This window comes from Nostoc sp. FACHB-133, from assembly GCF_014698055.1.
GTDB lineage: Bacteria > Cyanobacteriota > Cyanobacteriia > Cyanobacteriales > Nostocaceae > Nostoc.
The window spans coordinates 1-12144 of the sequence record NZ_JACJSH010000028.1 but is presented as its reverse complement, the minus strand read 5'-3'; the positions used below and the strand labels follow the sequence as shown (position 1 = coordinate 12144).

Genomic DNA, 12144 nt, shown 5'->3' with positions numbered 1-12144 from the left:
GATTCCTCTTCACGACCACACACACACGATCACAAGGCAATAATGCCCTCATGCCAAAGGTAAAATTCAAAATATAATTTTTTTCTTTTGCTTTTTTACTTTACAAGGCAAAAGGCAAAAGGCAAAAGTTAAATATAATTCCTTCTGACCTTTTGGTTTTTACCTGTTTAAGTTGTAGTTTCTACTGCTTTTAGCACTCTTTGTAAAACCTCCTGGTAAGCATCCTCTACATTTCCTAAGTCTCGGCGAAAGCGGTCTTTGTCCATTACCCGGCGATTTGAGTCCTCTTCTGTGGTATCCCACAAACGACAGGTGTCGGGGCTAATTTCGTCTGCCAAGAGCAACTGCTGTTGTGAGTCCAAACCAAACTCTAGCTTGAAGTCTACTAGGGTAATGCCGCATTGCTGCCAAAATTTGTTGAGAAATTCATTGATTTTCAATGCTAGATGTGTAATTGCATCTACTTGTTCCGCAGTAGCTAGTTCTAGCAGGTAAAGGCGATCGCGTGTGAGCAAAGGATCTCCTAAGTGATCGTTTTTGTAATAAAACTCAACCAAAGGCTGTTTCAGAATTGTACCCACTGGCAAGCCTGTTTGTTGACACAGACTGCCAGCTGCAATATTTCTGATAACTACTTCTAAGGGTAAAATTTTAACTGCCTTTACCAGCATCTGATTCGGGGTAGGGCTGTCGATAAAGTGAGTCTTTATACCATAAGCCTCTAACTGTTTAAAAAGATGGCTGGAAATGCTACAATTTATTTTTCCCTTTCCTTGGATACTGCCACGTTTTTGGGCGTTAAACGCCGTGGCATCGTCCTTAAAATCAGCCAACAAGACTTCCGGATCGTCCGTTGTATAGAGAATTTTTGCTTTGCCTTCGTATAACTTGGAATTCACAGACATGGTGGCAGTTAAAGTTCTAGGCGATGGACGATTTTTGTCCTTTCGGGCTTAACCATTTTATCTTTAGTTATTAACTATTAGCCATCGGTGATTTTTGAAGAGGATGTAAGGATGCGGAGAATTTAGCAGAAAAGTATGAGGTATACAAGGGAGAATTTTGCCCTCAGCAAGAGCAGCACTCCGCCCCTCCATATCTTTTCAATACTCAATGCCCTCATTAGCCAGTTGCTAAATATTAACAATTGAATCTCTAACTTTTAACAGAGGACAAGTGGCTCTGGTTCTAGTATCGTCTTGTCAGTAGTATCACCGTTTAGAACGTAACTATTCTTGCAAAACTGCTTTAGTGAGATATACTTATATGTTTTAATAGTTTTTAATTCAGGGTTTGGACTGAAGTTAATTACAATTTGAACTTCATAAATTAAGATGAGATCAATTGAAGGCCGGGAGGAAAATCAAATATTCTCTCTAGTTATTTTAGCAGCAGTTACTTTAACAGACATTTTTCTGTAACATTTACAACAAACAAAAGCATTTCAAGCTTTATCTTCTAGTCTCATAATCTGAATCAAGTAATTCCTGCATAACCAATTGGAAAAAAAGTTAGATGGTTTGCTTTTTCCCAGTCTGACGAAAGTAAAGATTAAGGTAGCTAGTGATTTCGCTTCAGACATTCAAATAGAAGGTGAATTAATAAATGGAGAACAAAATAGTGAATAAGGATGATTTTCTCTACCCTCGTGGTCGCTACTACGGTCAAGTAAAGCCAGAAAACCTAGTTTTTAATGCGAATCTACAGGAATTTGCCCAACGTGTAAGCTACATTTGCAACTTAGAAACAGGTGGAAAGCTCCCTCCAGGTGAAGCTTACAAACAAATAAGGGATCTATGGAAACAGTTGAAACACTCAAAGAAAGAACTGCGAATTGGTGAAGATCCGTTTCAGGATGACCAGGGGGAGGTTGAAGGTTGAGGAGGCGGAGGGCAGGTGGACAAGGGGACAAGGGGACAAGGGGACAGGGAGCAGGGGGAGAAGAATTAATAACCCATGCCCAATTCCCAATGCCCAATTCCCAATGCCCCATAACTACTTAGTAAGCATTGTCCAAATCCCATCCCATGACTCCGGGGGCGGATTTTGTAAATAATTACGCGCACGTTCTAGGTGGATATCAACACCTTGGTCTTTGGGTTGGATGTATTTGGCGGCTTTAAAACAAGCGATCGCTTCTGAGAAGTCGCGCGATAAATAAGCAGCGCGTCCAGTATGATAGTGATACAAAAACTCTTGGGTGTTGGCATCTAGAGGGGTGTTGCGATCGCCAATTAACTCGTAGATATTAATTGCTTGGTGTTTCCCTTTGACTCTAATTTTATCTAACTGGCGCACCCAAATGCGATCGCTGCACATCTGGTAAGTAAATTCGCTTAAAATAATATCACAACCGTATTCTTTAGTTACCGCTTCCAAGCGCGAACTCAAGTTTACACTGTCTCCAATTACGGTATAATCCATCCGTTTACGGGAACCAATATTACCCGAAACCACTTCTCCAGAACTAATGCCAATGCCAATATGAATTTGTGGCTGTGCCTGGATAATTCGCCGTTGGTTAAATTCCTCTAAGCGTTGTCGCATATCTAACGCTGACTGCACAGCTCTCCAAGCATGATTTTCTGTCAGAGGTAGCGGCGCACCAAATACCGCCATTAACGCATCACCAATAAATTTATCGAGCGTGCCTTCGTAGTTAAAAACCGCCTCCACCATCGTTTCAAAATACTGATTGAGCAAGGATAATACTTCAGCTGCACCGATATTTTCTGTAAGTGTTGTGTAGCCTCGGATATCAGAAAACAAGATGGTTACATCTTTACGCTCACCCACCATTAAAGCATCTTCTCCCAGAGCCATGACTTGTTCGGCTACATGAGGCGTTAGGTAGCGAGACATGGTAGTTTTCATCCGTTTTTCCTGGCTGATGTCTTCCAACACCACCAAACCACCCCGAACGCCGCCTTCTGGGTTAGTTAGGGGATTGACAGTGAGATTTGTACTGCGTTCTAATGTTTGCACCTCATCAGGGCTAAAAAACTCAGATTCGGGTGTAAGGGGGAGATTCCAGGGAATGAACACATTGGGGTTAGTGCGATCGCACATTGCTAAAATTGAGTACTGAGTGCTAAACGTCCCGCTACCGTTAACAGCATTTTTAACTTGATAAATTCCCACCATCAAAGTTTGCTCTGGTACATAATGTTTAGCTCCAGTTTTTAAACTATCTTCGAGTCGCATTTGGAGATTTTCAATCGGCACAACTTCCCAAACTAAGCGACCAATCAAATTTTGTTCCCACAAAAGCTTGTTACTTTTGGTATTAGTGTTTTTTACAGGACAACCCAATAACTCCAGAGCTGCATCATTAATTGTGACAATTCTACCTGCCATATCTGTAGAAATCACCGCATCTGAAAGACTTTGCAAAATGTCTTTTTGATACTGTTTTTCTAACAATACATTTTCAAATAGACGAGCATTTTCTAAGGCGATTCCTGCCTGAATATTAAAAGCCCGCATAAACTCTTCATCAGAAGCAGTAAAACTGTTTTGTTGCTTATTAATTAATTGGGTTACGCCAATTAATTCATTTGCAGAATTAAATACTGGTAAACATAGAATATTGCGAGTCACATAACCAGTTTTTCTATCTGTACTTGGGTCAAATCGGGGGTCTTTGTAGGCATCGGAAATATTTAAGGCTTGACCAGTAGAAGCCACATAGCCAGCAATGCCTCGGTTAGCTGGAATACGAATTTCTAGCAAGTTTGTGCCATCTGCTGCCGCCGCAACTTTTGTCCAGAGTTCGCTCATCTCTTTACGATATAAAAACAGCGTGCTGCGGTCTGCTTGCATTAAAATTCGAGCTTGTTCCATGACTATTTGCAAAGTTGCTTCTAAATCGAGACTTTGCCCCAATGTCTGAGTTGCCCTTAACAAAGCCGTTGCGCCTCGTTGATTCCGAGCGGCTACATAAAAAGATTGGCAGCTTTCCAGAATAATCCCAATAGAAGCGGCAAAGTCTCGAAAACGTTCTTCATCATCATGATTAAACGGAACATTCCCGGTTTTATTAGCCAGTTGAACTACTGCAACAATTTGGTTTTTGCTGCTGATAACAGGCATACATAAAATATTATGGATTTTGTAGCCCATTTGTTTTTCAAGTTCTGGGCTAAATAAAGGATGAGTATAAGTTTCAGATATATTTAAATATTGACCTGTACTGGCAACATGACCGGGGATACCCACAGTCATAGGAGTACGAATTTCTAAGAATTTTTGGGTATTATCTTGAGGAACTTTTGACCATAGTTGACCTTTATCATGGTCAACTAAAAAAATGGCTGTATGTTCTGCTTGCAGAATTTGACCTATTTTAAGTGTGATAGCTTCTAGTACCTTCTCTAACATTGTTTCTAGAGCTTCATTATTGATTAGTTCAATAGCTCTAAGAAATTGCTGGAACTCCGCAGTTATGAAGTCGAGTAGGCAAACAAATTCATTAACAGATAAATCTTTTACGCGACGCAATAAGGCGTGAGTCCGATTAACTTGAGTTAGTTCAGTTAATGTAGCCAAGACGCTGCCAGGGTTGGGGAGTGTCACGTCGCTTCGCTCCGAATTAAAAATTCAAAATTCAAAATTAATAATCCCCATAAAGAAATGGGCTTGCAAGCTGTTAAGCATATAAGAAAGCACATTGAAATCGCAGGGGGGCAGGGGGCAGGGAGCAAGGGAGAGGTTTTGCAGCTTTTCTTACCATGAAAATGATGCAATTTAAATGACGATTAGCTTATCATGAGTCTGTTTCGGTTATTGGAATTTTAGATTTTGGGCATTGGGCATTAGTTATTCTTTCTCCCCCTGCTTCCCCTGCCTCCTCATCTCCCAATTCCCTATCTGTTATTTTGTCAACTTTTCAGCAAATATTATCTTTTGGTAGTAATCTTGTAGCTGATTGGTGGCAGCTGCCCAACCCCAACTTTCTGCTTCCTGGCGAGCATTTTGACGGATGATGTCTCGTTGTTCTTTTTGTTCTAAAAGGCGAACAGTAGCAGCGATCGCTCCTTTAACATCTTCTGTTGGCTCAAAAAGATATCCATTTACCCCATCTGTCACAATATCAGGAATTCCTCCCGAACGAGCTGCTACCACGGGGCAACCAGCAGCCATCGCTTCTAGTAGTACTAAGCCTAGTGTTTCTGTACGGGAAGGGAAGATAAAGGCATCAGCACTCGCAAAGGCAGAACCTAATTCTTGTCCCATAAGATATCCAACAAAATAGGTATTTGTGCCAGCAAAGTGTTTTTCCAGTGCTTGGCGGTGTGGGCCATCTCCAACCAATGCTAATCGCGCTTCGGGAATTGCTTCTAAAATTGGTTTGATGCGCTCAATTTCTTTTTCAGCAGAAAGTCGCCCAACGTAAAGTAGCAATGGGCTTTCTGGATGATTTTGGGATAAACGCGATCGCATCTCTACACTAGCTAAATCGGGGTGAAATAATTCTGTATCCACCCCGCGCTGCCATAAATCTACACGTTCAATCCCATGTGCTGTCAGTTCCTCCACCATTGCTGTGGAAGTACACAGATTCAACGCAGCTTGATTATGAGCGCCTTTGAGCAGTTCCCAAAGAAAACCTTCCAGCATCCCCAAGCCGTAATGTTGAAGATATTGGGGCAAATGGGTATGGTAAGAGGCTAATAAGGGAATTTTAAGGATTTTGCTGTAAAATATGCCAGCTAAACCTAAAACTGCTGGGTTCACAACATGAATAACATCTGGCTTGAACTCTTCTAAAGCATAACCAATGGCTGGGCGAGGAAGTGCCATTTTCAATTCTGGATATAATGGCAGAGGAAAGCCAGTAATGCCGTAAACCTTAGCGCCTTTGTGTTCAGTGATGCCTCCATCAGGGGCAATCACCAGCACTTGATTACCACTACGCTGTAGGTGGTCAACAGTATGGCGCAGGCGTGTTACAATGCCGTCAACCTTGGGTAAAAAGGTTTCAGTAAATAGGGCAATTCTCATAAAAAACTATTCAGTACAGGCAGATAATCTCAGCTTCAGAGTGCATTTTGCGATTAAACACAGAATAAACTGTCTCGTGTGCTGCAATCAATTTTGCACAGTTATCATAACTGTGCTAAACGGAAAATTTAGTAAGCTATAAAGAATCTAATTCGCATAATAGAATTAAACATAACTCTTGTGGGGTGGGCAACATAAGCGCCCAGTTTATGGAATTTAAATATAGAACAGCTTAATAACTGGATGATGCGCCTGATAAATAATAATTGATTGGTCGTCATATTGTGCTAAGACATGACGACCAATTTTAGACCCGCGATTTACTGGGGTTTGCCTAATTTCTGTGCCAAGAGACTTTGGGCATAATTTGCTTGTGATCGACTCGTTTCTGATACTTAATAGCAAAGTTTAACAGAGAATCGAGTAGAGAATCAGAGAGCAAGTGAGGCTGTAAACCTAAATCGAGCAATTTAGTGTTTTTAGCGTTGAAGTAATGTTCTTCTTTCTCAACTCTGGGGTTATCTAAGTGATCGATTTCTACCTTCAATCCCATAGCGTTACCAGCATTTTTCACCATCAATGCCAAATCACCGACGCTGAATTGTTCGGTAAATTGGTTAAATACGCGGAATTCACCAGGTTGTGCAGGGTTAGCGATCGCTAATTCCACACATCGTACTGTATCCCGAATATCCAAAAACCCACGAGTTTGTCCACCTTTACCGTAGACAGTTAAGGGATGTCCAATTGCTGCTTGAATACAAAAGCGGTTTAGTGCTGTACCAAACACACCATCGTAATCCAGCCGATTAATCAATAGTTCGTCCATCCCCGTTTCTTCGGTTAAGACACCATAAACTACACCCTGATTTAAATCAGTTGCTCGCAATCCCCAAATCCGGCAAGCAAAGTGGATGTTATGACTATCATGAACTTTGCTTAAATGGTACATCGAACCAGGCTGCTTGGGATAAGGTAGGGTATCCTTGCGTCCATTGTGTTCAATGGTGATATACCCTTCTTCGATGTCGATGTTGGGTGTACCGTATTCACCCATCGTTCCCAGCTTCACCAAATGACAGTCCGGGAAATCTTCCCGCATGGCGTACAACAAGTTCAACGTACCAACTACATTATTGACCTGGGTGAGAACTGCGTGTTCTCGGTCAATCATGGAAAATGGGGCCGAACGCTGTTCACCAAAATGCACTAGGGCATTTGGCTGAAATTGATGTAAGGTTTTGCTAAGAAATTCGTAATTTGTAATATCGCCGATGAACAAATCGATAGATTTACCTGTCAAATCTTGCCAGCGCTGGAGACGTTGTTGAATTAGTGCGATCGGAGTGAGAGTTTCGACACCTAGTTCATTATCCCAGTGCCGCCGCACCAAACTATCTAAAATTCCAACTTCATAACCTCGATTGGAAAGGTAAAGAGCAGTTGCCCAACCGCAATATCCATCACCACCAATAACCAGGACTTTCATCTTCACCAGTTTTTACTCGCTGATAGCTAAATCTACCAGGTTTCTGTACCCTCTCAATCATCATTCTGGGAGAGATGTAAATTTAGGGAGCTGTAGAGATGTTGCAACACAAGGTTTCGACACAAAATTATCGGTTATGCAAATTTTTTAATTGAATTGGAGTAGGACTTACGCAAACAAGAGCCGAAACCCTAATTTTCTGTCTAGGGGCAATAAGCGCTACGCACAGGGTAAGCGATCGCCAGTTCCTTTATGTCGAACCCGCCCACCGCTTCGCGTCTATATGAATTGCCCCTACCGTCTGTAGTTTTGCGTAAGTCCTAATATATTACTGTATTAATGTTTAAGTAATTTCTGTGAACATACCAGTTCGGGCAAACTCTTCCTCTTCAGGGGTGAAGAGTGGAGCTTTCTCTACGAGTTCAGGTTCAAAATAGTATGTCTCTTGCAGAAACTCTCCACGGATGACAGCTTCCTCCAAATCCGCGATGTGGCTCTGTGCAACTATACATGCTTCCTTAAGGCTATTTTCATCACCTTTTTGTAACAGCTTTGGCAATTCTGTTTTTACTCCTGTCAAACGTGCCAATGGCTTGAGCATTCCATAAATGTATTTAACAGTTACTATCGCTCCGTTTTTAAGATTTATTCAATTTGTCTGCTAAAAATTGCTGTTTTTAGTTGAAAATAGAAAGTATAACAATATTGATTTTGATTCCTAGAGTAGTACTATAAAGCACTACTAGAGTAATAGCACTGCTTTCATCTAGTCAAACTCTTTACAGACACTATCTTCTCAGCTTCATTGACCGTAATTTGCGCTAGCCCAAACTGTTCAATGACTGCGGCATTCGTAGTCAAATGTCTACTTACTTCAGCCACCCGGTACTGACTTTCTTGTGACGCTAAAGTCGCCGGCAATAATAACTGATCTGCTAAATGTTCATCCACTGCTGCGCCAGTTTGATGAAATTCAAGCAGTTGGTGACAAGCAATCTCTGCAACTGTCTCCGCCGACAACCGCAAACGCCCGAATCCACCAAAGCCAGTCAAGCTGTTCTGATACTCAGCAGTTAAAAAAATACCTGCTCCAGGTGCCACACCTTTTTCTCGTAAAGTCTGTACACGAACTTTCAAATGCGCTTCCCGTAATAAATTCTCCGCACGATTCGCCATCCGTTGCGGAATATGAGAAGGTAGTTCCGTTACTGCTGCTATTCCTCGCACCTGTTGTAACTCTCCCCTTTCCAGCAAGTTGATCCCGCCGAGTTGAGTACCACCAATCACCTGTAACTCTATTTCTCCCCCACCTTGAGGAAACCACCCCCAAGCGCCTAACTTAACTTGGGCTTCTACTCCCATACGTTTTAGTATTGGCAGATAAACTTGCTCAATGTAGGTTACAGTCGGGCTAAAGTTTACATGAGTTCCACCCTTTAGCGTTACCTGAGAATTACCAGTTGCTAGTGCTAAAGGTAAGAGAATTGTCTGTAAAACAAGAGCGATCGCACCCGCAGAACCACCTTCTTGTGCTTTACTCACATCAAAGGTGTAAATTCCAGCTTGCACAGCACTACCTGGAATGAATTCCAGCAGCATTGAACCCAAAGCATCACCCCGTAGTTGGGCATTACAAATTCTACCCGCAGCCCGAACGGCTGTTAAGTGTTGTGCTGCTAATCCTGGCTTTTTGCGTCCAGCGCGAATGCCTGCGATCCGTATGGGTTCACCAGTGATGGCGGCTAGACTTAAGGAAGTGCGAAGAACTTGTCCGCCTCCCTCTCCGTAGGAACCGTCAATTTCAATCATGGGCGATTTGGAGATGTTGGATTTTGGGTTATCCGAAAAGTAAACGAGTTCACATTAACGGTATCTTCTCAGGAGAAAAAATACTCAAGTATGACAGCGTTACGAGAACTATGAATCAATCGTACCCAAGTCATTTGACTTATCAACAGTAGAAACTGCGATCGAGACTATATTCGGGCAGCGAAGGCGGTAGAAAAGGCATCGTCGCTATAAATAATAAGCAAGTTTAGTTAATATTTGGCGATTTAGAAAAACCCTCTTCCCTCATGTGCGATCGCAACAACAAAGATTTACCCTATTTACTAGATAATCGTTCTTTGGTGTAAGCGTAGCCTGCCGAATATTTAGACAAACTTCATCATATCCTCGCACAAAGCACTTTTCATTCCCATATCACTGCAAATTAACAGGACTTCACCATTCCATCTCCATAGTTTTTTTGAATTTGTTGTAAAAAAACTTACTATGTTCAGGACATTTACTGATACCAAGTACTATTTGTAAAGGTTAATTTTAAACAAGTTCACAAGGATTGAGTTACACCGCTTAGAACAGGTTCGGCTCAGTTGTTACATTAGTCCCCTTAAGTTAAGGGTTCAACTCACTAAAGTTTCAACCAATTCAACTTTGACCACTATAACTTTAAGTCCCCAGTTATCAGCCAGGGGTACATTTTACCATACCCATTTAGCAACCTCCTGACCTCAGACAACGGATAAAGTTTAGAGGAATTATTATGCCAATTTATGATCGTTGTATTGAATATAGCAGATAAGTAAAGCTAGCTCATAAAGAGCAGCGATCGCGGCTGCTACAGATGAAAATACAATTCAATTCGACTCCAACTCTAGCAGTTACATAATGTCTAATAATAAGCTCAAAGAAGATAGTAAACATCTCGGTCTTTGTGCTACGCATTCACGTGCCAATCGTCCGATTACTCTTAATAAAACACTAACGATCAACGGTATCTACATTCCCGATTTAACCATTAACGGTTAACAGAAGAAAATTTTTCAGTTTTACAACAGCGTTTCTCTAACCGACGCGATTTCCAGTTGCGATCGAACAACTGTGACTGTCCTGAAAAGTCTAGATAGATTACTCATTCAAATAACTACTTAGCAACTGAATAAAGTTGCTGAAATTGTACTACCAATTCCCCCCTACACTCATTCGGAGTAAACAGATGGCTACATATTACGTTTCTGGAACAGGCAATGATAAATCTAATGGTTTGAGCCAGGGAGATGCATTTCTCAGCCTCCAAAAAGCTGCTGACTTGGTGAAGGCAGGTGATACAGTCTACGTAATGAATGGTACTTACACCTCGCCTTACGCCAATATCCTGAGTATTGCAAATAAGCAGGGTACGGCTAATGCACCAATCACATTTAAGGCACTACCTGGGCACACACCTGTTTTAGAAGCAAACGCAAAAAATTGGCAGGCTATATCAATTACAGGCTCAACTTACATAGCAATTGAAGGCTTAACATTGGTAGGAAATCGGGACAATCTTACATTAGAAGATGCACTTAACCAAAAAGACAATTTAAATAATCCAGCAACATCTGGAAATGGTATTTTTGTTACCGTCAGCAGTGACAATCCAAATCAACATTCAAGTCATATCACAATTAGTAATAATAATATTTCCAAGTTTCCAGGAGGAGGAATTGCAACAACACAAGCAGACTACATTACAGTAGAAAATAATGTCGTTACTGGAAATGCATGGTACTCACCTTATGGTACACAAGGTATTACCATGCTTAACCTTTGGAATTCCGATAACAACACGACAGATTACAAAGTAATTATAAAAGGCAATACTGTTTTTGATAATCAATCATTAGTTCCTTGGAAGGTAGCAGGAAAAATAACTGAAGGTCATGGAATAATGCTTGACACTTCTTATGTTGGGGATGTTGCTTACACTGGTAAAGCTTTAATCAGCAACAACTTAACTTACAACAATGGCGGGGCAGGTATTCAGATTTTAAAAGGAGAAAACCCTGTAGACATTGTGAATAATACAATTTACCAAAATTCAAAAGTACTTTCAGACGGAGAAATTTTCCTTAACTATGCTAAAAATGTTCGAGTCCATAACAATATTCTGTATGGAAGCAAGGGAGAGTCTCTCATTGTCAGCAATAAGTCTACTAATCTAACATTCAACAATAACCTTGCTTACAACGGAGTTTTGAACGTTACAGGTTCAGGGAATATTTTAAACAAAGACCCGTTGTTTGTTAATCCAGCCAATGGTAACTTTAGTCTCCAACCTGGTAGTCCCGCAATCGATGCTGGTTCCAATATTTTCAATAGTATAACTAATAAAACTCCTCAAGATGGCGATGGTAATGGCACGGCAGTGATTGATATTGGTGCATACGAAGCCCCCTACAACACCATTGCTACCCCTGAAATTCAAGTTCTTAACGGCACAGTTGATATTGCAGATGGCAGTACTACCGCGATTAACTTTGGCGATGTCATTACTGGCAATACTCTCAGCAAAACCTTTACCATCAAAAACACAGGTACAGCTGCACTCAACCTCAGTAATTTTAAACTTCCTGACGGATTTAGTTTGGTCGGAACTCTTCCAACAAGTGTGGCTGCAAATGCTTCCACCACCATCACAGTGGCACTCAACACCACTACACCTGGAACCTATGGTGGCACTCTGATTTTAGGCAACAACGATAGTGATGAAAGCTCTTTTGACTTTGTTATTAATGGCATAGTTAAACCCGCTCCGGCTCCCGAAATTCAAGTTCTTAACGGCACAGTTGATATTGCAGATGGCAGTACTACCGCAATTAACTTTGGCG

Annotated in this window: 8 protein-coding genes; 2 read left to right on the top strand and 6 right to left on the bottom strand. The window is 41.3% G+C overall.

From position 1 onward, the window contains the following. Positions 1-167 precede the first annotated feature (167 nt). On the bottom strand, positions 168-905 hold the full coding sequence (purC, locus tag H6G86_RS21855; RefSeq protein WP_190936065.1) for a phosphoribosylaminoimidazolesuccinocarboxamide synthase: 738 nt from the start codon (positions 903-905) through the stop codon (positions 168-170). Positions 906-1605: 700 nt separating this feature from the next. On the opposite strand from purC, the gene H6G86_RS21850 reads away from it, so the two are divergent. Next, positions 1606-1881, top strand: coding sequence for a DUF7219 family protein (locus tag H6G86_RS21850; protein WP_114083870.1), 276 nt, complete (start codon positions 1606-1608; stop codon positions 1879-1881). 114 nt (positions 1882-1995) lie between these two features. Here the strand turns inward: H6G86_RS21850 and H6G86_RS21845 are convergent, their stop codons facing one another. The 5 genes from H6G86_RS21845 to rtcA all read right to left on the bottom strand — a co-directional run bounded on the left by H6G86_RS21845 (position 1996) and on the right by rtcA (position 9301). Further along, a complete protein-coding gene (locus tag H6G86_RS21845; protein ID WP_190936064.1) occupies positions 1996-4575 on the bottom strand; it encodes a GAF domain-containing protein in 2580 nt (859 codons plus the stop codon). A gap of 297 nt (positions 4576-4872) precedes the next feature. Next, positions 4873-6003 carry a glycosyltransferase family 4 protein gene (locus tag H6G86_RS21840; protein ID WP_190936063.1) on the bottom strand — a complete coding sequence of 377 codons (1131 nt, stop codon included), beginning with the start codon at positions 6001-6003 and terminating at the stop codon, positions 4873-4875. 334 nt (positions 6004-6337) lie between these two features. Continuing rightward, complete coding sequence (locus H6G86_RS21835) at positions 6338-7492, bottom strand: NAD-dependent epimerase/dehydratase family protein (protein ID WP_190936117.1); 1155 nt, start codon at positions 7490-7492, stop codon at positions 6338-6340. Positions 7493-7835: 343 nt separating this feature from the next. Beyond that, positions 7836-8093 (bottom strand): hypothetical protein, encoded by a 258-nt coding sequence (locus H6G86_RS21830; protein WP_190936062.1) that lies wholly within the window; start codon positions 8091-8093, stop codon positions 7836-7838. Positions 8094-8254: 161 nt separating this feature from the next. Then, positions 8255-9301, bottom strand: coding sequence for an RNA 3'-terminal phosphate cyclase (gene rtcA / locus H6G86_RS21825; protein ID WP_190936061.1), 1047 nt, complete (start codon positions 9299-9301; stop codon positions 8255-8257). Positions 9302-10490: 1189 nt separating this feature from the next. Between rtcA and H6G86_RS21820 the strand changes: the two genes are divergently transcribed. Next, a partial coding sequence (locus H6G86_RS21820; protein ID WP_190936060.1) for a choice-of-anchor D domain-containing protein occupies positions 10491-12144 on the top strand: 1654 nt, incomplete at its 3' end.

Excerpts from the sequence above, each read along its gene's own strand:
- H6G86_RS21830 (WP_190936062.1), bottom strand. The coding sequence starts at position 8,093 with ATGCTCAAGCCATTGGCACGTTTGACAGGAGTAAAAACAGAATTGCCA.
- H6G86_RS21835 (WP_190936117.1), bottom strand. The coding sequence starts at position 7,492 with ATGAAAGTCCTGGTTATTGGTGGTGATGGATATTGCGGTTGGGCAACT.
- purC (WP_190936065.1), bottom strand. The coding sequence starts at position 905 with ATGTCTGTGAATTCCAAGTTATACGAAGGCAAAGCAAAAATTCTCTAT.
- rtcA (WP_190936061.1), bottom strand. The coding sequence starts at position 9,301 with ATGATTGAAATTGACGGTTCCTACGGAGAGGGAGGCGGACAAGTTCTT.
- H6G86_RS21840 (WP_190936063.1), bottom strand. The coding sequence starts at position 6,003 with ATGAGAATTGCCCTATTTACTGAAACCTTTTTACCCAAGGTTGACGGC.
- H6G86_RS21850 (WP_114083870.1), top strand. The coding sequence starts at position 1,606 with ATGGAGAACAAAATAGTGAATAAGGATGATTTTCTCTACCCTCGTGGT.